Here is a 23,799-nt window from a genome sequence, read left to right on the forward strand (position 1 = left end):
AAAACGAGTGGCTTACATCTCCGCGAGGGCGGTTTGACTGAGTTGGCATAGCTGCTCGTGGCAATGACCGTTGCTGGCAATCAAATTGCCCCACTGTCTGATGTCGAGGTTGTTGTATAAAAGCGGACTGCCATCAAAGCGCGTCAATTTCCCCCCTGCCTCAGTCAGGATAATTTCAGGGGCACAGTAGTCCCAATCTTTGGGAGCCGATCGCCCTGACAGTGCAATATAAAAATCGGCTTGGGCTTCGACGATCGCACCAAATTTTCCGCCAATACTGCCTACTGCTCGCTCTTGGATATTTGGCAAACGACTGAGAATAAAATCTAGCTCGGCAGTGCGATGGGTGCGACTGGCGATCGCCACCATATCCTGCACTTCTTTTTTGTTAGAAACCTCTATCCGCCGTTTTTGCCCATCTTGGGTTTCTAAATGGGTGCCTTGGTTCGCGATCGCGGAGAATAATTTGCCTTGAGAGGGGCAAGCCACCAAGCCAAGAACGGGGCGTTGTTGATAGGCTAAACCAATATGCACGGCAAATTCTCCCGTGTGTTTGATAAAACCACTGGTGCCATCTAGGGGGTCGATGATCCAAACCCAATCGTGCTCGAGGCGACTAGCATCGTCCTCAGCTTCTTCGCTAAGATAGGCAAAATCGTGAGTGCCCAGTTGATATTTGAGCTGATGCAGGATGTAATCGTTAGCGGCAAAATCCGCAGAAGTAACTTTGCCTTCATCGCCACCTTTGCTAGTAATTTCTATGCTTTTGGGCGATCGATAGTAGGTCATGATAATATCCGACGCGCCCCAAGCGATCGGACGTACGATTTCTAGTAACTGGTTGAGATCTTGCATCATGGTGGTTTGGTTGTCGGTTATCAGTTACTAGTTTTACGGCTCAAGTATTAGCGCTCAAGTATTAGCATAGAGGAAATGAATCAGTTATCAAATTCTCCCTTAGACGCACTGCGATCGCAGCAATGGTTTAAATTGATCTGCGGTGCTAGCTATCAGCATCTGCCCAGTATTCGTAACCTAGCCCTAGTCTATACCTTGGCTGGAGCCGACTGCATTGATATGGCTGCCGATCCTGCTGTGATTAGAGCCGCAAGAGAGGGAATTGCCGTCGCCCATCGCTTTATGGGTCTTGCCGATCGCTCTCCTGAAAATATTACCTATGCTGCCCCTTGGGTGATGGTGAGCTTTAATGATGGCGAAGATCCGCATTTTCGCAAAGCCCTATTTGAGCCGCAAGATTGCCTTTCTGGTTGCGATCGCCCCTGTATGGATATTTGCCCAACCCAAGCGATTCAGTTTCGTGGTGGTAGCGATCGCAACATTCATAGTCCTATGGAGAATGGTTACAATGGGATCGTTGACAGCCTCTGCTACGGCTGCGGTCGATGTTTACCTCTATGCCCAGTGCAAATTATTCACACCCGCGAGCAAGTTTACGCTCCTGAAACCATTCATAGGGAACCAATTGATGCGATCGAAATTCATACCCAACCTGGGCGCGTCCGAGAATTTGGTCAGCTTTGGCAGCGTCTAGGTGGGCTAATTCCCCAGCTTAAGTTGGTGGCGGTGAGTTTTCCAGACTGCGAAGACTTGCGTGACTATCTAACCGCACTGCTTGCCTGTATGCACCCGCTACCGCAGCAACTGATCTGGCAGGCAGATGGACGACCGATGAGTGGCGATATTGGTGATGGCGCGACGCGTGCGGCAGTTTTGCTGGCAAAAAAAGTCGTAGGGATGCAATTACCCTTTGGTTTTGTGCAGGTTGCAGGTGGTACAAATGCAAGTACCGTTGCTAAACTACAGGCAGCTAACGTTCGACCTGCGGGAATTGCCTATGGTAGCTATGCACGTAAATTGGTGGCAGATATTCTAGAGCGATCGTCGAGCAATTATCTAGAAGCCGATTCCCTACTCCTACAACAAGCGGTTTCCAAAGCAAAGTGTCTGGTCGGACAGATTAAGCATTCCCAATCTGCAAGTGACCTGCAAGATGCTCCATCAACCTTCTCATCGATTCCCTTAAAGCCATGATTTAAACTACAACTGCCTTTCGAATCTGCGCTAGGACTCTACATTCCAACTCTGTATTCCGAATCTGCCTTAAGAAACCCTTTCATATATTCACTAAGAATCACTTAATTTATGTCGGACGTATTCCGCAAGCAAGTTACAGACAATCTCGATCAGCTCTTGGCAATCTTGCCTCCTGACATTCGACAAAGCCTAGAAGCTTTTGGACAACTCGATCGCCTCGTTGAAGTTGTGATGGATCTGGGACGCCCCCCAGAAGCGCGTTATTTTGACCTGACCCACTATCTATCCGATGCACCAATTACACAGGCGGAACTGGATGAATGCGTGCAAAGGGTAGGCGAATTTAGCGGCGACAATCGCGCTGGCATCGAACGCACCCTGCATCGAATTAGTGCCATGCGCAATCGTAAGGGCATGATTATTGGACTGACTTGCCGCGTTGGGCGAGCCGTCTATGGCACAGTGGAAATGATCAGGGATTTGGTCGAGACGGGAAAATCCATTTTGCTGCTGGGCAAACCGGGAATGGGTAAAACCACGGCATTGCGAGAAATTGCCCGTGTTTTGGCGGATGAAATGACCAAACGGGTTGTAATTATCGACACGTCCAATGAGGTAGCTGGCGATGGAGACATTCCGCACCCTGCGATCGGTCGGGCGCGACGGATGCAAGTGGCAAAGCCCGAACTGCAACATCAGGTGATGATTGAAGCTGTGGAAAACCATATGCCCGAAGTGATCGTGATCGATGAAATTGGTACGGAGCTAGAAGCTTTGGCGGCAAGAACGATCGCCGAACGAGGCGTGCAATTGGTCGGTACGGCGCACGGCAATCAGTTGGCAAATTTGATTAAAAATCCCACCCTGTCGGATCTTGTCGGCGGCATTCAGTCGGTAACCTTGGGCGATGAAGAGATGCGCCGCCGAGGATTGCCGCAAAAAAGCATCCTAGAGCGCAAGGCCCAGCCTACCTTTGAGATTGCGATCGAAATGCTAGAACGCTACCGCTGGGTCGTCCATAAAAATGTTGCCGAAACCATTGATGCTCTATTACGCGATCGCAACCCCGGTCAGCAGATTCGGGCGGTGACTGAGGCAGGCAGTGTGGCAATTACCGAGGAGGCTCCCCCTGCGCAAGAGATGATCAAAAATCCTAATGCTAAGGGTTGGCGGGCGTCGGGAAGGATGAAGCCCGTGCCGCTCGATACGGCTACGGTAACGAATATCGGCGATCGCCGCTCTGAACGCCAAATCGAGCGCCAAGCTGAACGTCATATCGAACGCCAAGTCGAACGTCTAACCGATCGCCTCTATGGTGGGGACTGGAGTGATGACTTCGAGGGGGATGGCGATCGTGAAGATCGGGTCATTGACGATCTGGACGAGACCTCGATCAAATATCCTGCCAATGCCGACCCTGACATTGATGCCACCTATGTCTATCTCTATGCCGTCAGCCGCCATCAAACCGAGCAGGTAATCGAGGCGCTAAATCTGCCGATTGTAATTACCAAAGAGGCTGAGAATGCCGATGTGATTTTGGCGCTGCGATCGCAGGTGCGCAGCCATTCTAAATTACGCCATATTGCCGAAGCCCGTCAGTTGCCAATTCACGTGATAAAGAGCAGCACGATTCCGCAAATTACCCGTGCTTTGCGACGGATTTTGCATATTGATGAGAGTCCAGCGGGAACTTCCGCGATCGGCGATCTGAGTCTTTTTGCTTACGGAGACTCAGAGGACGAGATGGAAGCCCTCGAAGAAGCCCGTTTGGCAGTGGAACAGATCGTGATTCCCAAGGGACAACCCGTAGAATTACTCCCGCGTTCTTCGGTCATTCGTCGCATGCAACACGAACTCGTAGAACATTACCATCTCAAATCATCCAGCTTTGGCAACGAACCCAATCGTCGCCTTCGCATTTATCCCAATTAAAGCTTTAAAGCGAATCTTTAAGTTTTCCAAGCTTGAAGTTGCCAAAAGACCAGCGCTAACACACCAAGTAGTAAAACGATCGCAGCGGCAGCAGCATAGCCAAAGTCAAATAGACCAAAAGCCTGCTCGTAAACGTAGTACACCAAAATATTGGTGGCATTGAGCGGTCCCCCACCCGTGACCACATAAACCTGCTCAAAACTACGAAACGTAAAAATTAGGGTTGAGATCGCCACAAAGACCGTAGTGGGGCGCAATCCAGGGAGAGTAATGTACCAAAACTTTGCCACTGGATTTGCCCCATCCAGCTCGGCGGCTTCGTAGCGGTTTTGGGGAATCGCTTGCAATCCCGCCAAAAACACCACCATATTGAAGCCCAATTGCTTCCAAATACTCAATAAAATTAAAACCAGCATTGCCAAGCTAGGGTTGTTAAACCAAGCAAGGGGTGGCTTTAGTCCCAGCAAGCCATCGATCGCACCATCAGGTTGAAATAACCAACGCCAGCCTAAACCCGCCGCCACGATCGAAACCACTGAGGGCAAAAAGTAAAGCGATCGCAATACGCCCCGTCCGACAAAACTGCGATCGAGGAATACGGCTAACACCAAAGGCACAACCACACTAGGAATTGCCGTTGCGATCGTGAAGTAGACAGTATTTCCCAGAACCTGCCAAAAGTCGGGGCTTTGCACTAGACGCAGATAATTGTTTAGCCCAACCCAGCGCACACCCGCTAGCGTAAAATGCCCTGCCGTAACGCTGAGATAAAACAGATACAGAATTGGAAACAGAACAAATGCACCCAGTAGTAACAAACTGGGTGCAAGAAATAACCAAGCAGAATTGGACTCTTTATCGAGCCAATTACTCAGCTTTACCACAGACCACGCACAGGTTCATCATATTTTGCAGGTGTAGTCGAAGCAGGAGGAATGGTTGGGACTTCTGATTTCTCAACTACGATGTCCTTTTTCTGATAGAAGGACATCGAGCCAACTACAGGAAGGGTAGAGAAACAGCAAATGTCTTTGTACCAAAGACGCGACCCCCCACGCAAACCGCGACTAGCAGGGCTCTCTACGGCAGAGCAACCAACACGGGTTTGACCATAGGCAAAATCATCTAGCCCCAAAACATTTTTATTATCCGTATCAACATATCCAGAGCCGAGTTTGCCCTGGATCACATTACGGTTAAAAAGAAATGCAGTTGTACCAACCTTGAGGTCGTACTTAGAGAACATCCATTCGGGAACGTAATAGTCATTCGATTCTCCTTTGTCATTCTTAAATGTAACTACATTTCCAGGAGAGATTTTTTGAATAACTTGAGGAACAGTACTGTCCATAAACACTTCTTCTGCTTGAGCGATCGCAGGTACTGCAGTAACAGCAACAGCAGCAAGAATTAACGAACCAATATGAATTTTTTTCATGGATTAATAGACCCCAACACCTAATCTACATCAACCACAAGAATATCACGAATAGCATGATTAGTCGTTAAAATTACGCTTAAAACTGAACAGAGACATGGATGTTACGTCATGATTTGTCATTTATAATCGCTTCTTACAACTTAATTACTATTTAATGCCATTACTCCAGATGTCTGTCTTAATCAGGATTTAATTATTTGGCAAGTAAGTAAAATGGAATTGACAGGAAAATTGCATGTTTCTTTATGTCAACAAAGCATAGGAGGCACGAGTTTTTACTGATTGCAGAATTTGTATTTAAGTGCTTTACTCCAGTCCAAAACTTCAATCGATCGATTGAATTGATTAAATTCATCGATTGAATTGATTGAATTGGTTGAATTGCTTGAGCAATTAGTCATGATTCATCAACAATTTTTTCTCTGTCTAGGATCGTGAGGTAATTTATGAATTTCCCTATATATAAATCAAATAGGATTGCTATGTGACTCAAGTTTCTCTCTAGCAAAGCGATAGTCTAAAAACAAGCATTTCTCTAAATATTAAGTAATAGTTAAGTATCAAAAATATTCATGAATATTCTAGAAAGCTTGAGCATGGCGGGTAAAACCCTTGCCACCAATCGATTGCGAAGTGGGTTAACCATGCTGGGGATTATCATTGGTAATGCCTCTGTGATTATCATGGTTGGAGTGGGCGAAGGAGCCAAAAAGTATGCCTCCCAACAGTTTCAGACGCTTGGTACGGATGTAATTTTTATCATCCCTGGTTCGGATAATGCCCGCCGCAATGCGATCAGTCCGCCCAATCGCCTCGTTCTCGCTGATGCTGATGCGATCGCATCTCAAGTCCCAACTGTCCGTGAAGTTGCGCCGCAAATCAGCAGTTCAGAACTAGCTGTGTCGGCTCAATCTACCGAACGTGCCACGCTCATCGGGACTGTCCCCGAATATCAAACCGTGAGAAATGCCCCAACTTGTCTCGGGCGATTTTTTACAAAGGACGACCTCAAGCGTAATGCTCGCGTTGTCACCATTGGCGCGGAGATGGCTAAGAAGTTATTTAAGAGCTATTACCCAGAGCCCAAAGACTCAAAAGAAAAAGTGGATGCATGCAAGCCAGTAGGAGGTAGCCCCATCGGTCAGCAAGTCAGAATTCGCGGTGCTAGCTACGAAATTATCGGCATCATGGATGCCAAAGGGGCTTCGCTAGGAACTAACCAAGATGACACGCTGTTTATGCCTTTCACGACTATTGTTGGAAATATTGTCGGACGTACATCACCTTACGGAATTGCTGTCACTGTAATTAATGTTTCGGCTAAGAGCAATGATGCCGTTGATGCCGCAGAGTTTCAAATCACTAACCTCTTGAAACTGCGTCATAAATCTCTCGATGATAAAGCGGAAGAGACTTTTACGATCCGCAGTCAAAAAGATGCGCTGGAAATCGTCGGAAATATTACAGGTGCGCTGACGATCATGCTGGCTGCGATCGCGAGTATTTCGCTGCTGGTCGGCGGCATTGGCATTATGAATATCATGTTGGTATCGGTAACAGAACGTACCCAAGAAATCGGGCTGCGGAAAGCGATCGGGGCTTCGCAAAGTGATATTTTGGTGCAGTTCATTATCGAGGCAGTGATTCTCTCTGTAGCTGGGGGCTTGTTTGGTACAGGGATTGGTGTCGGCGGAATTTTATTAGTCGCAGCTTTCACGCCTTTGCAAGCAGGGGTTTCAGGTGGTGCAATTCTGTTAGCAGTTGGAGTCTCAGGAGCGATCGGTCTATTTTTTGGTGTTGTCCCCGCCCAGCAAGCCGCCAAACTCGATCCAATTGTGGCATTGAGAAGTATTTAATAGTTTTCAGTTATCGGTCTTCTGTATCAGGCTTCTGTAATCAATCCCAAGAATACTGATAACCGACAACCAAATTACCAGTCACCCATTACAAAAAAATGATTCCCAATTCTCAACAAACTGCGATCGCGGAAGTTCCCAATCCCCAACATGAAATTATTAGGCTGGAGGATGTCAGCAAACTGTATGGTGCTGGGGATACATTAGTGAAGGCTTTGGATCGCGTCAATTTACTGGTGGTTGAAGGCGAGTACTGTGCGATCATGGGCGCATCGGGTTCGGGCAAATCTACGGTGATGAATATCATTGGCTGTTTAGATCGACCTTCTTCGGGACATTATTTTCTGGATGGGCAAGATGTTTCCGACTTGTCAGAAGATCAGTTGGCGAAAACCCGCAATCTCAAAATTGGTTTTGTATTCCAGCAATATCACCTCTTGCAACAACTCTCAGCCCTGGAAAATGTGATGCTGCCCATGGCTTATGCGAATGTGAAAAATAAAGAACAACGCGATCGCGCTGCGGAAGCCTTGATCCGTGTGGGCATGGGACATCGGCTCAATAACAAACCCAATCAAATGTCGGGCGGACAGCAGCAAAGGGTAGCCATTGCCAGAGCGATCGTAAATCGACCTGTGATGTTACTAGCAGATGAGCCTACGGGTGCGTTAGATTCCCGCACGACTCAAGAAGTGATCGATCTGTTTGGCGAACTGAATGCCAGTGGCATTACAGTGGTAATCGTCACCCACGAATCTGAAGTCGCTCGTCACAGTCGCCGCGTTGTTTGGTTCCAAGATGGGCAGGTGATTCATGCCAATCTCAGCCCTCAAGATTTAGGACATGTTCTATAAGGAAAATGCCACAATAAAGTCATTCAAATGTATAGTTTTGAGCTCGTAGCAATTTGCATTCAGAGCTAAAGAAAAAACTGAAGGGCATAATACAATAGAAGCTTTAAGTGCTTATATCTGTTTTATATTAATGAATTAGCAAGCCTATAAAAGGAGTGTGATGTATGACGCTCGCACAACCATCTGTATCCTCAAAAATTAGCCCCAAGCTATCCGTTGAAGCCTTCTTAGATAGCTATCCTGACGATGGGCGATATGAACTAATCAATGGTGAAATGGTCAGAATTTTAGCAACAAGGCATCATGAGGATATTGCTGATTTCATCGCTAAGATTTTCGATCGCGAGGTCGATCGCCTAAGTCTCAACTATCGCATATCGGGAAGGATTGCGATTATCACTACTGGGACAGATGGGACAGAAAATGTGCGACATCCAGACGTAAGCGTGGTTAACCGCGATGCATGGAGAGCTAATCGTTCCGCGTATTACCCAATCGCAACCGAACCTTTGCAATTAGCTGTTGAAGTAGTCTCAACGAACTGGGAAGATGACTATGTGGACAAACTAGCTGAATACCAACGATTAGGAATTACAGAATATTGGGTGATTGATTACTTAGCGATCGCCAGTCGTAGTTATTTGGGCAATCCCAAGCAACCGAGTGTATTTGTGCATTGGCTTAATGCAGAGGGAATTTATCAAGCTCAGCAATTCCGAGGTGAAGATCGCATCACTTCGACAACTTTTCCAGAGCTAACCCTAACTGTTAACCAAATTTTAGAAGCATAGCCTTCCTAATGATTTAGGACACGTTTTGTAAACGGATAGAGGTCTTTCTAAGGCTCAACAGTTTTGGTTATATTTTCTGTTTTTCGGCTACTCTGACTCTTTGTATACCTTTTCAGTGCATGGTCGAGTGCCAAGGCTACAAAGTCGCTTAAGGAGTGTGACTTATCAATCATCCCCATAGTTTCTAAGTAAAATTGAGTCGGCATTGCTAACCCTTCCCAATAATGAATTTCACCATATCTCCTGCCTCTCATTTTAGTGGGTCTAGGGAATTTTTGGTTTTCTAATTCGTCTTTTGTAAAAACCAACCAACTTTTGCGTTTATTTTCCACATAGGCAAGAAACTCTACCTCGCCATCGACTATCCAAAGTCTCATCATGGAAGTCTTTTTGTATGTTTCTCTCATCATATTTATTCTTCCATTAACCGTTGTAAAGGGAAGCCATAGATAAATTGCGAGAGTATCTCTTTTGTTGTCCCAATCCATCTCAACAATTGGATATAGTTTGGTTCGTTCAAATCGGGTTGATTTACCATCTGGGGTTTCAGATATTTTAAAGTTAGAACTTTGAGCAAACTGATAAATTTGGTCGCGAGTCTGAATTGCCCAATGTTTCTGATCGTCAGAGCATTTTCTCAGAAGGTCAACATATGACTTTGGAGGATCGGGAAGGTTAAAATCTGTGGGAATCTCCGTAGCGCTTGGGATCTCAATCTGGACGATTTCTTCATTCGTAAACCAGTCCCATAAGGTAAATCTGAAGACTTGATCGCAACTTTTAACAATGTAGGCAAGAACAGTAAAGTCAAGCTTATGATACTTCAAGATACTTACAGTTCGGCTACTGTAGCTTGGGCAAACTGTATAGAGCGTAATTGGTTTACTATAATCAACCTCTTCACTAAAAGGTTTTTCTAGATGAAGTGCATCAAAATATGCAGTAATTTGTTCTATAACATGAGAATCCTGCGTATTTTTTAGCTCAATGATTATGAGCCGATCGTCAATCCCTCTGGCTAAAATATCACAGATTCCTTCTCTGCAACTGTATTGACTTGCAAGAGGTTTGAGTCCTAGTTTAGTAAGAACTGTGTGCCAAAAGAACCACTCCAGATGTCGTTCGGTCTCAAATTCTGCAATATTACCGTAAACTCGGAATCTAGGTAAAATCAAGTTTTGTTGATCAGTTGTCATTAAGGATAAAATTTAAATTTATGCTTACGTTATGATTATTATGAATTAGCAAGTAGCTCATGTGGCAGCTCAAATATCTCTTGTGAATATATCCGATCGCGAAAATTTGGCATTATCTGACGAAATCCCCGCAGAAATTTCTGAAGCTTTGCAGCTTGGTTTGCAGCAACTTCTGCAAGGTCAAGAATCTGAGGCACAGTTTACTTGGATGTCAGTGATGGCAATGGCAGAGCCAGAGCAGATTGAAGTTTGGACAGAGGAACTTGTTAGGATTTTAGATACTGAAGCAATCGCTCGCGAAGCTACCAAGGATTTTCCACTTGCCAGAGTCATCCGTCAGTATATTTACGAATTCTCAAGCGATCGCTTTGACAACCTATGTAGTTTGGTTTGGCTGTCCTTGGAATTAGATATCTTTTCGTCAGAAGTCAAGGCTTATTTATTGACGCTCACACAAATCGTCTTATCTGCGGATATTGAAGATATGCTTGAGGCAAGTCAGATCCTTGTGGATATCGCCAGTAAATTGTTGGGCATCCATCCGTTTCATGGTTTAATCGAACTGGTGATTGAGAAGTTTGAGGGAGTTTCTGAATGCCAGACAGAGCTTTTAGAGATTCGCAAGCAACTCTCTTCCACCTACTACCAACTTGGCACGAGTCAATATCAGCAACAACAATTTGCACCAGCCTTTAGAAGCTTTCAAAAGGTTCTAGAACTCCCCGTCGATCTCACGGAACCTCATCGAGCTGACTTGAATTTTAATTGCGGTGTAACCCTAGCCAAACTGAAAAAATTTGAGGATGCGATCGCTTTTTTCCAAGCAGCACTTACCTCCAATCCCAATCTGACATCAGCCCAGCAACAACTGTCAAAAGCAAAGTATGAAGTGCATATGGCGATCGCGGGCTATCAATTTACCCAAGACTGGTTTAGCTGGAATATTCCGACTTGGGAGGTTTATTTCAGCAAATTTAAGAAGATCCCTCACCTCAATTTTTTGGAAGTGGGTTGTTGGGAAGGCAGAGCTACCTGTTGGCTACTAGAAAATGTACTGACAGAGCCTACGCATGCGATTACCTGCATTGACACCTTTGCCGGTGAAGATTACTTAAATCTCGAACAAAACTATCTGCGATCGATCGAGGCAAGATTTGATTTTAATGTAGCCCAAACGCGATCGCAGGCAACTGTAACGAAAATCGTGGGAAATTCACAGGATGTCCTCAGAAATTTGCCGCTCAACACATTCGATTTGGCTTACATTGACGGTTCGCATCTAGCTGTCGATGTTTTGACCGATGCAGTTTTAACTTGGAGTTTGGTAAAGGTTGGAGGCACAATTATTTTTGACGACTATGACTACAATTTTGCGCAAACACCCGAGCAAAACACAGGAATTGCGGTGGATGCGTTTGTCAATTGCTTTTGCCATAAGGTGAAGCTCATTCATAAAGCAAACCAAGTGATTTTGGAAAAAATTGCAGCTTAGATCCAATTGCCGCATAAATTGATTTGGCAATAGCCCTCAAGAAATGCGAAATTAGAAGAGCAAATCTGGTTTTCTCAATCATGCAGCAACTACTCTACTTAGAAATTCCGACGCCAAATACCGAAGCAGTGCGGGCATGGCTGCGTCAAGCGTATTTGCCGCCCGTCGGCAAAAAAACAGGTACTGCTGATGGGTTTACCCTAAAGTTTGACTCCAAGCCTGACAACCCAGATCTTCAAAACGCCCCCGACGATCTGTGCGCCTTTGTCTGGACATTGCAACGCACGACCTATTTAAAAGTATTTCGCTGGTCATCACCGAAAGCCTCCATACCCCAAACCCAAACAAAAGCCGAGAAGCAGGTTTTAGCGGATCTTACCCAGCAAATTCGCCGCAAATTTCCCTATGAATATCCCCAACTTCCCGCGATCGCTTCAGGGGAGTCGATCTTTCAATCATTGGCTGAGAAATATCCCCTAACGGTCAAATATTTTCAACGCATTCCCAATGGTGAATACGATCTGAATCGCGTCTATTGGTGGGAAAAACGTTGGCGCGAAAGTGTCAAAAATCCTCTAGCCCCCAAGCAAGTAATCTTTGACAAGCGATCGAGCAGTCAAAATGGAACGCAACTGAGTTTAGAGAATATAGCTTCACATTCTACGAAAGAGCGTAGTGAAGCCTCATCCGATTCAAATCCACCAAAATACGATCTGATCTATCTAGGCGGAGCTTTGGGTGTGATTCATGCTGCCATGATGGCAAAACTGGGTTATCGTGTCTGTCTGATCGAACGCCTGCCCTTTGGTCGCATGAACCGCGAATGGAATATCTCTAGAGCTGAGTTTGAAGGTCTTGTGGAATTCGGTCTATTTACCCAAGCTGAATTTGAAAGCATCATCACCTGCGAGTACGTGGATGGTTTCAACAAATTCTTTGATGGGAATAACCCGCCTCACTTAAAAGCACAAGTCCTGCATACACCTACCGTTCTGAATGTGGCGCTGGACTCTGGCAAATTGCTGCGAATTTGTGGCGAGAAATTACTGGCTTTTGGTGGTGAAATTATCGACCAAACTGAGTTTGAGCAGGTAATTGTAGAGAAGGAATCCGTTACCGTAATGGTGAAGTCTTTAGCAGAGGGAGCGCATGGAAGTTCCAAGGCGATCGCAGGACGATTAGTCATTGATGCCATGGGTTCTGCTAGTGCGATCGCGCAACAAATCAATGCGGGCAGAGCCTTTGATAGCGTCTGCCCTACCGTAGGGGCAGTGGTGGAAGGCTTCGATCGCGGCGTGTGGGACTATACCTATGGCGATGTTCTCTTTAGTCATGGCGATATTTCTAGAGGTCGGCAATTGATTTGGGAACTCTTTCCTGGTGTGGGTGAAGAAATGGCGATTTATCTGTTTCACTATCACCAAGTTCATCCTGAAAACCCTGGTTCTCTCTTGGATATGTATGAGGACTTTTTTGCGATTTTGCCTGAATATCGTCGCTGCGACATGGATAAGTTGGTGTTCAAAAAAGCCACCTTTGGCTATATTCCCGGTCACTTTAGTTTAACCGCGCGATCGCGTCTATCGGCATTCGATCGCTTACTTGCCATTGGCGATGCGGCGGCTTTGCAGTCCCCACTCGTCTTTACGGGCTTTGGCTCACTGGTGCGCAATCTACCTCGGCTCACGATTTTGCTAGATACTGCGCTCAAACACGATCTGCTTACTGCTGACGATCTAGAACAAATTTCGGCATATCAAAGCAATGTGGCAGTAACTTGGCTATTCTCTAAGGGCATGATGGTTCCTACGGGCGTACATTTGCCTCCCGAACGGGTGAATTCCATGCTAAATACCTTTTTTGGTCTGCTTGCCGAGCAACCACCCATTGTCAGCGATCGCTTCATCAAAGATCGCCTCGGTTGGCTGATGTTTAATCGTCTTGCGATCGCGGCGGCACTCAAAAACCCCAAACTCGTGCTTTGGATCTGGGAGATGGCTGGCTCAAAGGATATGCTGCGCTGGCTCAAGAGTTATGGGTCGTTTACGCAAGGCGCGATCGCCAATGCTCTCTTTGCAAGTTGGCTACCCAAAACGCTCGCCAAGGCACAATCGTGGCTAGAACCCAAATACCCCCGCCTTTGGCTGCGTCTACTTAGTTGGAGCTACGCGCTCAACTATTCGATTGGCAATCCGATCGCTAAGAACTAAAAGTAAAAGAGCATCGTAGGGGCAATTCATGAATTGCCCCTACGATTTCTAGGATTGCATATGTCATGATTAGATTGCATTCAACTTCTCAATCAACATATGGATTTAAGTTTATTCGCATTGCCATCTCTCGTTACGCTGCTAGCAGTAATGCTCTATTATGGATTGGGCATTGGCGTTGGTATTGCTCGTGCTAAATATAAAGTGCCAGCCCCCCAAATTACAGGCGATGAGAACTTTGAGCGCACCTTTAGGGTTCATCAAAACACCCTCGAGCAACTTGCCATCTTTTTGCCTATCCTCTGGTTGTTTAGCTTTTATATAAGTCCAACATGGGGCGCAGCGATCGGTGGAATTTGGATTCTAGGTCGTATTGTCTATGCTTGGGGCTATTACGCAGCAGCGGAAAAAAGATCCTTGGGTTTTGCCATCTCCTCTCTCGCCACCCTTGCTTTGCTGATCGGTTCGGGTATAGGTATCGTCAGTAAGATTCTGTTTCGTTAGAGCCTCTAAAAGCGATAGTTCTTATTCCCAAGCCAGAGTCTAATTGGAACGGCACGACCCTCAGCATTGACTTTAATTTCAACGAAACTGGTTTTGTTGAAGCTGGCTTGGGAAGCCTCTTGATTGACGCGATCGCGTAACTCTTCAGGCATGAAATAGGCTTCCAGACCGTATTCAACCGAAGCGTACTTTGTTCTACCCCTGATCGCAACTTGGTTAGGCGGTAGGGTCTCAGGGCGGAAAGTGCCGCGATTAGAATTTGGAGTCAGGGGTTTAATCGCAATCGGTTGCCAAGGCTTAGGTGTTTCCGCGATCGCACCATTCGCATTAGGAGCCTGCATAATCACATAAAAATTGGTATTGTCTTGCGGGTAATCGCCATAGGCTTGCTTGGGCAAATCCTTCCATCCTGGCAGCTTTTTCAGCGTATCCATTCTTGAGATATCGTAGCTGAGAGTTTGAGAATAGCCGCGCATGACATCATAGGGATCGACAGGCGCAGTTTGAAGAACGACGGTTTTGCCAGTTTGTTCAGTTAATAGGGGTGGAATTGCGATCGATATCACCAATAGAGATTGAAGTGCTAAAGGAACCCAAAATCGCCAACTTTTTAACTTTTCTGGTGGTTGCAGTGCAGGACGGTTCTCCTCGGGATGGGTTCCGCCGCTGTTTTCAGGAGAAAGGGGAATGCTAGTCATGGTCTTTCCTCAAAAGAACTAGGTAGGATTGCTTGAGATGAACTTGCGGAACCAACAGCGATCGGCTTGAGATGACGTTCAAACCAGAGTCCCGCTAGGATTACGGCTGTACCGCAGAGGGCGAAGATAAAGGACTTCAATAACAGCCCAGTATTGTATTCAAATAGACGACTGATAACCTGTAGAGCAACCAAGAAAATTCCTGACCAAAATGGAATTCGCTGCGATTTTTCTAAGGAGATGCGAATCAAGCCCATGGAAATCAGAAATAGCAATGCGTTGTAGGTAAATGTGGCAATTTCTGGAATTGGCATCAGGCTTCCGTGCCAGAGAACGATCGCGATCTCCACCGCCATAAAGCCACCCACTATCTTCGTTACAACACCTCTTTCGGAGTCCTGTAAAAGCCGCCACCAAGCAAATGCGGCAACACTTCCGAATAGTAGCAGATTCACCAAGCTAGACCATTCTGTAAAGGGATGGGTTTCCACAAAAACAATATCTTGACTCCGCCAACTCCATGCTCCCCAAAAAGATTGAAAGTAACAGATTGCGCTCAAGAGGACTAGGGAAAACCCATGCGCTAAATAGGCAAAGGAGGGACTCGATCGCGGCAGAAAGCGTCCTGAGAGGAATCGCTGCCGCCACAGAAAGTCGTCATAGGCCCATAAAATTGCTGGAGGAAAGGTCAGCGCGATCGCCCAAATCACCTGTCCTGGAACGGCAAAATTATTTAAGCCATACACGCTGCGGAGCAAGCCTGCAACGGTCGCAAGTAACGCAAATAAAAAGATGGAACGAGATCGACACCAATAAGCCAGTGGGATAAATAGAAAGGCAGCCACAATTGGCATATATTCCCGAATTGTCCAGACCAGAAAGTTCCCTTCCTGAATCGATAGACTATTCAAGTACACCAGCACGGTGAGCACAATCGCAAGAATGCCGATCGCGCGGGATCGACACCAATAAGCCAGTGGGACGAGTACGAAGACCGCGATCGCTAACATCTGCTGCGCGATTAGTTTCACCAAAACATCTTCATCCGTAGCCAGTCGGCTCCAGTGATTTCCCCAATGGAACAGATAGCCTAAACCAATCAGCAGAATCGCCATAATCCCAAGGGGGGTAAAACGCAATCCATAGGCCATTGCCAGCACACCAAAGCCCCAGAGCAAGAAAAGTCCGAACAGTTCGCCATTAATGTGGAAAATCTGTCCCATTAGGGCAATATTTGCACCCAAAATCAGCGCTCCTAAAATCAAGAATCCCTGTCCGAGCCGCTGCCAGCGTGTAGTTTTCTGCCAGAGATGAAACCCCAACCAATTAGAGCCAATTAAGGCACTGAGCAACAAAATTGCGCGGAATTCCCGTGACATCTCCTGCCAATTGGAGGCTACGAATGCGATCGCTCCCAGCCCAAGTAAAATGCTACCCAGCCCGATCAGAATCATCGTAAATCGGCTAGAAGCATTGGCATCTAGGGCATTAAACCCATAACGTTCTGCGAGTTGCTGATATTGCTCTGGTGCGATCAAGGCTTCTGCCTGCCAGCGATCGGCTTCTTGGCGTAACTGCCGTCGAAATTTTTCTGTGAGCATAAATTTGCCCCTGACTGTTAAATGTAATCAGGACTATGCCATAAGACTGAGTTAGATTACTTGACCGCTTGTGACACTGTTCCAACTGGCACATCATCTAAGCATAAGTTATGTACCACTTCATTACTCACTGGTATTTCAACGCTCCGATTGAGCACGTATGGAAAGAGATTGAGGATACCTCAAACATCTCTGGATGGTTACGAGATTTTCGCAAGGTTTCACCGCGCAGCTTACAGACAGGAGAGCATCGCAGTGTCGATATTGATGTCGAGTACCGTGGCGATCTTCCCTATACCTTTCGCTTTACGATGCATGTCATTAAGGTAGAGCCTCCTCATCTGCTAGAACTGGAAGCAACAGGTAACTTGATCGGTCGAGGGAAATGGGTCTTGCGATCGCAAGACCAAGGTACAGCCGCCACATATTTTTGGGATGTGACAGTTGCCAACCCCTTTTTTGCTCTATTTGTCAAATTCCCTTGGTTCAAAGCCATTACTGAAAGGAACCACAATGCCACAATGGATAGAGCCTATCAGGCGCTAAAACAAAAGTTACAGGCTTAGCTAAAAATACTCTTACGCTTTTAAAATAACCCTCCTAGACCTTCCGATGCCTTATGCAAGCTAACGCGGAACAAAATTGTGGTTTTTACGTCTAAAGAATACGAATAGCACCAAACAAAAGATCCGTCACATCGATCGTGGGGTATTTTTTGATTTTGATTGTAGTCAGTAGGAAGGTTAGACAATTATGGGCGATCGCATTAGAACGATTGGGTTAATTTCCTCGGTCATGCTTGGCATGGGCGGGTTTAGTTTCTTTGACGCTACCTCTCAAGCAGTAGCACAATCTAGCCCTCAAAATTCTTTTGTAAGTTCTTTTGTCACTTCCTTAAATACATCAAATTCGCAAGCTGGGCAAGCGATCGCCATTCTTAGCGATCGCATTCGCCGCGACGGTTTCTATCAAGGGCGATTTAGACCCGAGTGTCTCATATTCCAAGTTGAAGGAGTCGAGGCAAATTTTGTCAGTGTGGCAGTTCGTGAGAAACATGGCGGCTCCTGTCCTGGTGACCCCAATACCTCCCCCCAAATCGATCGCTTTCGCGTGGTAAACGCCTCAGATATTCTCTGGCTAGATTTGCCCAGAGGAGAATTTATTCCCTACGAACAGGCGCGATCGACGAGCATAAGCTCCACCAAGCAAAGGGAATTTCGGAGTGGATTTGCGATCGCCCAGCGAAACGCTGAAAACAACCGAGCCTGCATGACAGCATTGCAAACCGTTCAATCCCAACTCGAATTGGGCAGAAATGCGATCGCTGAGGTTTATAAAAACGATATTTCTAACCAGTTTGATGGCTATCCTCAACTTCGTCCATTCAGTTACAACTTTCGCCTCAGGGGGTCTGGGGTAGATACTGTAATGAGTTCTAATCAACTACTAGCATCAGTTAGTCAGAAGATTATCGAAGCCTGTCCTCAAGTTAGTCTTGTACGATTTAGTATAGCCGAAACCGACTGGGTAAGAACCTATGGGGATTTAGGAAGACCCAAAGTTGAGGAGTTCGAGTGCATCGATCCGCCTATCTCCACGCAAAAAATTCGTTGGGGACAACAGGTCTGTCTATAAACATTGGCTAGAAAACATCAATTTCAGTAGTGCCTCATACTTGACACACTTCGTCGAAACAAGGGTTTTGATGTGGATGAATTTGGGGATCTATTCACTGCCTCTATTGGAAACTGACGTTAAGCTATGATTAACTTTAGAAATTGGTATTAGACTTTTAGGTGGTGGGGCTTAGTTGTTTGATAAGCTTACCCTAGGATTTTTGGGCGATATGAAGTAAATCTGATGGATGAGCAGGCTATTGTGGTTCGAGTTGCTTGGTGCAGTCCCATGGATTTGCCAAAATCAAAAGACTTGTTCCCAGATTTTGAGCTTTATCACATCGATCCACTAATCCTCAGCCAAAGCATGGTGATTTCTGACAATGAAAATACCAGTAATGCTTATAATTGGCTGCGTCGATTTAAGCGGTATATTGTTTTCGAGAAATCACCCAAGTTCGATCTACTTGTGCTTGATATTAGATTTTTTCAAACTCTGGAAGATCTCAAAACCATTAAGACTCACCTCGGACTCACAACGGTCGTCTTGGTAGATGGAGTCGAACAAGAGTCATCGGTTCTCAGTTGGTTGGATCCAGAAGACGAGATATGTAGACGGGACGCGATCGAACAGCAAATAGGCTTCCGTTTGCGACGTTGTGATTGGCACAGACAGCAAAAGTATTCAGGGACACTTGATAGTCTGACAGGTGTCGCCAATCGACAAAGGTTTCAAGACTATGCGATCGCACTGCTTGAATCCAATGATACAGAGGAACTTCTGTGCCTTATCCTCTTAGATCTAGATTATTTTAAGGTTGTCAACGATACCTTCGGACACAGTGCAGGCGACAATCTCCTCCAAAAGATTGGAGAACTGTTGCGACAATATGCCCTTGGTTCTGACCTTGTCGCTCGAATTGGTGGGGAGGAATTTGTAGTTTGTATGCGTGGTAGCCTTGAACAGGGAAGAGCCTTTGCAGAATTCTTAAGGACTCAGATTGAAGCCCACGAATTTGGTACGATTCGAGTCACGGCTTCCTTTGGCGTCGCTTCTTTTAGCGGACATTCTTCGTTTGAGGAACTCATGGAGGAAGCCGATCAGTGTCTCTATGCTGCCAAGGGAAAAGGGCGTAACTGTGTCGTGACCGCTAGCGAATTTGATGCGATCGCTGATGCTGATGGACAAGATGGACTGCTTGCCGATTTTGAAAATCGCATTCATGTGGCGGCGGCAAGAATGGCAAGCTATATGGTGTTAAAAGCCCGTAAGCTCTACAAACAGTATCGAGCAGAGGCAGATCGCGATGGATTAACTGGAGTTTTCAATCGCCGCTATCTAGATCGTTTACTGCTGCGAGAGTTAGAAAAGTCACAGAAGCATCATCGACACTTAACTGTTGCGCTCCTCGATCTAGATCATTTTGGTGAAGTCAATAGAACCTATGGCTTCCCTACGGGCGATCGCGCTCTCAAGGCAGCTACAAAGGTACTTCAACAGAGTGTAAGGGTTGTAGACTGGGTAGCACGCTACGGTGGGGAGGAGTTCTGTATTGTCATGCCTGACACTGAGCTGAGAGAAGGATGTCAGGTCGCTGAACGAATTCGCTTAGCTTTAGAAGAGGAGACAGTAACTGCCTACAACGGTCAGCTCTTTCAAGTCACTGCCAGTATTGGAGTTGTCGAACTCATAGCTGAAGACATAGATCCTGTTGCTCTGTTGCAACGTGCCAGTGACAAGGTGCGTGAAGCCAAAAAAAGCGGACGCAATCAGATAAGGTTCTAATAGAAGACATCTTAATAATGACAAAAGAAACTGTAGTTCTTCTTCATGGATTGTGTAGGACGAGCAAGTCGATGGAACCAATGGCAAATCGACTAAAGTCGGAAGGGTTTGATGTCGTAAATTTGAACTATCCATCTCGTACGCGCAGCATCAACGACCTCGCTTTGGAAGTTTTTAGTCGTATCATCGCAGACCCAACTTGCGATCGCGCATCACGCATCCATTTTGTTACGCACTCAATGGGTGGAATCTTGGTGCGAAGCTTCTTGAAGAATTACTCATTACCGAAATTAGGAAGTGTCGTAATGCTCAGCCCACCCAATCAAGGCAGTGAAGTCGTCGATAAGCTTGGCTCACTTCGTCTTTTTGATTTACTCAATGGTCCAGCAGGTCGAGAACTGAGCACCGATCCGCACAGCACTCCAAATATACTCGGCTCGGTTAACTTCAAATTGGGCGTAATCGCAGGCGATCTCTCTATCAATTGGATCAACAGTATTTTAATCAAAGGCTCTAACGATGGAAAGGTATCGGTCGAACGAACCAAGATCGAGGGTATGAGCGACCATATTACGATCCATGCTGCCCATCCTTTTCTAATGACCAATCAAGAAGCAATTCTTCAGACCATTCATTTTTTAAAGAAGGGAGCATTTCACAATCTACCCAAACGTAAGTTCGGGCTCTTCCTTTCAAAACATTAACGTATGTGTTTGCGAACACATGCCACAGCAGACACTCGATCGCAAATATCTTGAAAAATAATCGTAAATATCTTGAGAATTGATGTTTATCAGTCTTGTTTTGTATTTTTGAATACTGATTGGGAACTCTAAAATACTACGAGCTGTGAATCTAAAATATTTATAATTTGAATTGTATTTAAAACCTAAAAAATGCGATATCTTAAAAAGATGCAATAAAAATAATTGCCTACTAAACTTCTTGCAATTTCTAGCGCTTATTTTGGGGAAATTGTAATTTCTAGATCTGGAAAAAGCAATTTTTGGGTAACTTAAGTTCTGTAAGAAATTTTTTGATTTCTAAAGACCATTATTTCGTTTTTGAGGTATTTATGCGGACTGAGCTTGGTGATTTTAACAGCATTGTTTGTTTCAAAGCTGTAGTTACTGGAACTGAAGAAGCATTGGGGGAAAAAGCAGCGGCGATCGCCTTGATTGCGGCTGGACGTGCTCGTGGCAAGCATCTTGCCGAAGAGCTTGGTATTGTCGGGAAAGGCAGTAATGGGGAAGTTGTCCTCCTGCTCCAGAAAGCATTGGGTAAAGACGGTACTAGGCTTTGCATTATCGATAAGATCGAACATACCGATGAATCGATCAAAGCTTACTGCCGAGAAACAGTTTGTTCTGCTGGCGAACCCATGGGATCGCCCCGTAAGTTGTCCTTCACCCTAGGAGCCATTCAAGGTGTTTTAGAGTCAGTTACAGGAAAACGCCTGCGTGGAAAGCAAATAGAGTCAGTTTTGCGAGGTGGTTCTCATGACGTCGTTGAATATGAAGTAATTGGTTAGTTTCATCCTTCGTTCAAGGTTTTGGGGATTCGCGATTTAGAATCGCTGTGAGTCTTATTGAAAATAAGACTAAGGTTTCTGGCTTTATGTTTCAAGACCCATTCAAACAAAAGACAATTCAAAATTTAAGGAGGAAAATATGGGTATTAATGTTGCGAAGCTGGAAGGTATTTTGCAAAATTTGGTGACTGGTACTAGTGACGTGCAGGGGGCAGCACTCGTATCGCCAGATGGTCTACCTCTAGCATCGACATTGCCAAGTGGAATGGATGAAGAAAGGGTTTCGGCAATGTCAGCCGCGATGCTTTCCCTCGGCGAGCGTATCGGTAGCGAGCTATCTAGAGGAGCGATCGATCGCCTATATGTGGAAGGTGACAAAGGCTATGGCATCTTGACTAGCTGCGGAGAAGAAGCTGTCTTGCTAGTTCTAGCAAGCAAAGCTGCAAAACAAGGCGTACTGATGTTAGAGATCAAACGGGTCGCGAGTGAGATCAAGTCAGCTCTCTCCTAGAAATTTTGACGTATAGAGCGGGTTTTTCGGATTCGATCGAAAAACTCCTCTATACGACTAAGAACCCCTATATTGAAGTTTGGGGTAAGGAAAATCTTTCTATCATTTTTCCTGAGACTTTTGGGCAATTATGAGAGCTTTGCCCACACATCGGGTTTAATGATGAAGGGAAGAGATAGAAGAAATTTATGGAAATCATGCGGTTGGTTGTGGCTGGGACAGTTGGAGCAGGGAAGTCAACTTTTATTCGGACTGTAAGTGAAATTGATGTGGTCGATACCGATCGCCGCGCAACGGACGAAACAGCAGAAATAAAACATAAAACTACTGTGGCAATGGACTTTGGACGATTAACATTTGGTCCGAATATGGCTCTACATATTTATGGAACACCAGGGCAACAACGCTTTGACTTTATGTGGGATATTCTGATCCGTAGAGCCCATGCTTTTATTTTATTGGTGGCAGCCCATCGACCGCATGAGTTCCGTTATGCAAGGCGCATTCTCAGCTATATGAATCGCCGCGTTCAAATTCCTTACATTATTGGCATTACCCACATGGATTGTGAGGGCGCATGGTCAAGCGAGAATATTAAGTTGGCTCTGGGGCTTGTGGACGAAAAAAGCCAACCACCAGTGGTTGTTTTGAATGCTAACGAGCAAGATAGCGTGATTCAAGCGATCGTCGCTCTCGTGCAATATTACATTCAAAGTACTTCTGTAGCTTAATTTCCTAGGTTAACATTATAAAAAAATTGTAGCTATTTCCAAAATCATAAATTAGGTCGTTTACCCTCTGGTTCACAGTTATGGCAATTAAAGGTTCTTTATCCGAATTTTCTCTTCCAGAGATATTCCAGTTTTTGGATCAGGGGCAAAAAACTGGATTGTTGAGCATCAGAGATATGCAAGACTTGCAAACAGGAAAGGCATTTGCACGACATATTTGGTTTCACAATGGACGGGTTGTAGCTGCGGGCAATCAATTGGACAATCGAGGATTGGCACGCTTGATCGAACAAAGAGGATGGGTTACCGATGCAATTCGTCCAGAATTTGAACGATTAATCCGAGAAAATGCACCTCTAGGACTAAATCTAAAAGCATTGGGAATATTGCAACCCGATCAACTCAAATTATTATTTGGCATACAGGTTATCCGAGAAGTTTGCGCCCTCTTTCAAGTAGAAACAGGAATATTCCGATTTGATGGAAAGATAGACTTACCTAAAGCAGAAATGACAGGATTAAGTCTGCCTGCAACCGAGACTACACTGATGGGATTGCGCAGTCTTAAAGACTGGAAGGTTTTAGAAAGCAAGCTTCCCGAACCTAACTCAACATTATTTAGGATTATTCCAGGTCATCCACATTTGCGTTTGGATGCAAGTGAGACTCAGGTATTGGAACTTGCCAATGGTTCTGTTAAGTTAACAAGGATGTCAGAGAAATTTGATATTCCTATCCAAAAAATCCAGCAAATCGCATTTCGCTTGATTGTGGTGTGTTTAGTCGAAGAAGTCCCTGATATTGATGCGAACGTAGCGACTAATTCTGATGACGTGATTGAAATGGATGATGACACAAACGGGCAGGTGACTAGCTCGTCAGTGCAAACTGAAATTAGTACTTCGTACTTGCAAAACCTATTAGGATTTTTGCAACAAAAAAAGCCATGGTAAATGATTCTAGGGAACTTGGCATATTGTTGCGGGTCACT

General features: G+C 45.4%; 22 protein-coding genes. 16 read left to right on the top strand and 6 right to left on the bottom strand.

Annotation, left to right across the window (positions count from 1 at the left end):
- Positions 1 to 12: 12 nt before the first annotated feature.
- Entirely contained in the window at positions 13 to 858 is an 846-nt protein-coding gene (locus ACP2WE_RS08400; RefSeq protein WP_425215103.1) for a 3'(2'),5'-bisphosphate nucleotidase CysQ family protein, read from the bottom strand.
- A gap of 75 nt (positions 859 to 933) precedes the next feature.
- Here ACP2WE_RS08400 and ACP2WE_RS08405 point away from each other — a divergent pair, with 75 nt between their 5' ends.
- Entirely contained in the window at positions 934 to 2,052 is a 1,119-nt protein-coding gene (locus ACP2WE_RS08405) for a Light dependent period protein LdpA domain-containing protein (protein ID WP_425215104.1), read from the top strand.
- Between the two features lie 111 nt (positions 2,053 to 2,163).
- The gene (locus ACP2WE_RS08410) at positions 2,164 to 3,990 is read left to right on the top strand and encodes a R3H domain-containing nucleic acid-binding protein (protein ID WP_425215105.1); all 1,827 of its coding nucleotides are present in this window, start codon (positions 2,164 to 2,166) and stop codon (positions 3,988 to 3,990) included.
- Between the two features lie 17 nt (positions 3,991 to 4,007).
- On the opposite strand, the gene ACP2WE_RS08415 is transcribed toward ACP2WE_RS08410, so the two are convergent.
- Together ACP2WE_RS08415 and ACP2WE_RS08420 are read right to left on the bottom strand one after the other, a co-directional pair.
- Positions 4,008 to 4,874 (bottom strand): carbohydrate ABC transporter permease, encoded by an 867-nt coding sequence (locus ACP2WE_RS08415; RefSeq protein ID WP_425215106.1) that lies wholly within the window; start codon positions 4,872 to 4,874, stop codon positions 4,008 to 4,010.
- Positions 4,868 to 5,428 (bottom strand): hypothetical protein, encoded by a 561-nt coding sequence (locus tag ACP2WE_RS08420; RefSeq protein WP_425215107.1) that lies wholly within the window; start codon positions 5,426 to 5,428, stop codon positions 4,868 to 4,870. Before ACP2WE_RS08420 ends, ACP2WE_RS08415 begins: the two co-directional genes overlap by 7 nt.
- Before the next feature lie 575 nt (positions 5,429 to 6,003).
- Here ACP2WE_RS08420 and ACP2WE_RS08425 point away from each other — a divergent pair.
- The 3 genes from ACP2WE_RS08425 (at position 6,004) to ACP2WE_RS08435 (ending at position 8,932) form a co-directional block, all read left to right on the top strand.
- Positions 6,004 to 7,287 (top strand): ABC transporter permease, encoded by a 1,284-nt coding sequence (locus tag ACP2WE_RS08425; protein WP_425215108.1) that lies wholly within the window; start codon positions 6,004 to 6,006, stop codon positions 7,285 to 7,287.
- A gap of 98 nt (positions 7,288 to 7,385) precedes the next feature.
- Entirely contained in the window at positions 7,386 to 8,141 is a 756-nt protein-coding gene (locus ACP2WE_RS08430) for an ABC transporter ATP-binding protein (protein ID WP_425215109.1), read from the top strand.
- Positions 8,142 to 8,305: 164 nt separating this feature from the next.
- The gene (locus ACP2WE_RS08435; RefSeq protein ID WP_425215110.1) at positions 8,306 to 8,932 is read left to right on the top strand and encodes a Uma2 family endonuclease; all 627 of its coding nucleotides are present in this window, start codon (positions 8,306 to 8,308) and stop codon (positions 8,930 to 8,932) included.
- A gap of 47 nt (positions 8,933 to 8,979) precedes the next feature.
- On the opposite strand, the gene ACP2WE_RS08440 is transcribed toward ACP2WE_RS08435, so the two are convergent.
- Positions 8,980 to 10,128 carry an endonuclease NucS domain-containing protein gene (locus ACP2WE_RS08440; protein WP_425215111.1) on the bottom strand — a complete coding sequence of 383 codons (1,149 nt, stop codon included), beginning with the start codon at positions 10,126 to 10,128 and terminating at the stop codon, positions 8,980 to 8,982.
- A 61-nt stretch (positions 10,129 to 10,189) separates the two neighbouring features.
- Here ACP2WE_RS08440 and ACP2WE_RS08445 point away from each other — a divergent pair, with 61 nt between their 5' ends.
- The 3 genes from ACP2WE_RS08445 to ACP2WE_RS08455 all read left to right on the top strand — a co-directional run bounded on the left by ACP2WE_RS08445 (position 10,190) and on the right by ACP2WE_RS08455 (position 14,334).
- Positions 10,190 to 11,620 carry a class I SAM-dependent methyltransferase gene (locus tag ACP2WE_RS08445; protein WP_425215112.1) on the top strand — a complete coding sequence of 477 codons (1,431 nt, stop codon included), beginning with the start codon at positions 10,190 to 10,192 and terminating at the stop codon, positions 11,618 to 11,620.
- 80 nt (positions 11,621 to 11,700) lie between these two features.
- The gene (locus ACP2WE_RS08450; RefSeq protein ID WP_425215113.1) at positions 11,701 to 13,830 is read left to right on the top strand and encodes an NAD(P)/FAD-dependent oxidoreductase; all 2,130 of its coding nucleotides are present in this window, start codon (positions 11,701 to 11,703) and stop codon (positions 13,828 to 13,830) included.
- A gap of 99 nt (positions 13,831 to 13,929) precedes the next feature.
- Positions 13,930 to 14,334, top strand: a complete 405-nt coding sequence (locus ACP2WE_RS08455; RefSeq protein WP_425215114.1) for an MAPEG family protein — start codon at positions 13,930 to 13,932, stop codon at positions 14,332 to 14,334.
- Positions 14,335 to 14,339: 5 nt separating this feature from the next.
- Here ACP2WE_RS08455 and ACP2WE_RS08460 read toward each other — a convergent pair whose 3' ends face one another.
- Entirely contained in the window at positions 14,340 to 15,032 is a 693-nt protein-coding gene (locus tag ACP2WE_RS08460) for a GDYXXLXY domain-containing protein (RefSeq protein ID WP_425215115.1), read from the bottom strand.
- On the bottom strand, positions 15,029 to 16,633 hold the full coding sequence (locus ACP2WE_RS08465; protein ID WP_425215116.1) for a DUF2157 domain-containing protein: 1,605 nt from the start codon (positions 16,631 to 16,633) through the stop codon (positions 15,029 to 15,031). Before ACP2WE_RS08465 ends, ACP2WE_RS08460 begins: the two co-directional genes overlap by 4 nt.
- 110 nt (positions 16,634 to 16,743) lie before the next feature.
- Here ACP2WE_RS08465 and ACP2WE_RS08470 point away from each other — a divergent pair, with 110 nt between their 5' ends.
- From ACP2WE_RS08470 to ACP2WE_RS08505, 8 genes are all read left to right on the top strand, one after another.
- Positions 16,744 to 17,199 carry an SRPBCC family protein gene (locus tag ACP2WE_RS08470; protein ID WP_425215117.1) on the top strand — a complete coding sequence of 152 codons (456 nt, stop codon included), beginning with the start codon at positions 16,744 to 16,746 and terminating at the stop codon, positions 17,197 to 17,199.
- Between the two features lie 187 nt (positions 17,200 to 17,386).
- Positions 17,387 to 18,268 carry a hypothetical protein gene (locus ACP2WE_RS08475; RefSeq protein ID WP_425215118.1) on the top strand — a complete coding sequence of 294 codons (882 nt, stop codon included), beginning with the start codon at positions 17,387 to 17,389 and terminating at the stop codon, positions 18,266 to 18,268.
- Between the two features lie 225 nt (positions 18,269 to 18,493).
- The gene (locus ACP2WE_RS08480; protein WP_425215119.1) at positions 18,494 to 20,035 is read left to right on the top strand and encodes a diguanylate cyclase; all 1,542 of its coding nucleotides are present in this window, start codon (positions 18,494 to 18,496) and stop codon (positions 20,033 to 20,035) included.
- 17 nt (positions 20,036 to 20,052) lie between these two features.
- Positions 20,053 to 20,739, top strand: a complete 687-nt coding sequence (locus ACP2WE_RS08485) for an esterase/lipase family protein (RefSeq protein ID WP_425215120.1) — start codon at positions 20,053 to 20,055, stop codon at positions 20,737 to 20,739.
- Between the two features lie 371 nt (positions 20,740 to 21,110).
- Positions 21,111 to 21,566 carry a hypothetical protein gene (locus ACP2WE_RS08490; RefSeq protein ID WP_425215121.1) on the top strand — a complete coding sequence of 152 codons (456 nt, stop codon included), beginning with the start codon at positions 21,111 to 21,113 and terminating at the stop codon, positions 21,564 to 21,566.
- A gap of 139 nt (positions 21,567 to 21,705) precedes the next feature.
- A complete protein-coding gene (locus ACP2WE_RS08495; protein ID WP_425215122.1) occupies positions 21,706 to 22,077 on the top strand; it encodes a roadblock/LC7 domain-containing protein in 372 nt (123 codons plus the stop codon).
- Positions 22,078 to 22,265: 188 nt separating this feature from the next.
- On the top strand, positions 22,266 to 22,808 hold the full coding sequence (locus ACP2WE_RS08500) for a GTP-binding protein (protein WP_425215123.1): 543 nt from the start codon (positions 22,266 to 22,268) through the stop codon (positions 22,806 to 22,808).
- 80 nt (positions 22,809 to 22,888) lie between these two features.
- Positions 22,889 to 23,761: a DUF4388 domain-containing protein gene (locus ACP2WE_RS08505; protein WP_425215124.1), complete on the top strand. Its 873-nt coding sequence runs from the start codon at positions 22,889 to 22,891 to the stop codon at positions 23,759 to 23,761.
- Positions 23,762 to 23,799 lie beyond the last annotated feature (38 nt).

Origin of the sequence: Tumidithrix helvetica PCC 7403 (genome assembly GCF_965232925.1) — a bacterium.
In the GTDB taxonomy this organism is placed as follows: Bacteria; Cyanobacteriota; Cyanobacteriia; order Pseudanabaenales; family Pseudanabaenaceae; genus Tumidithrix; species Tumidithrix helvetica.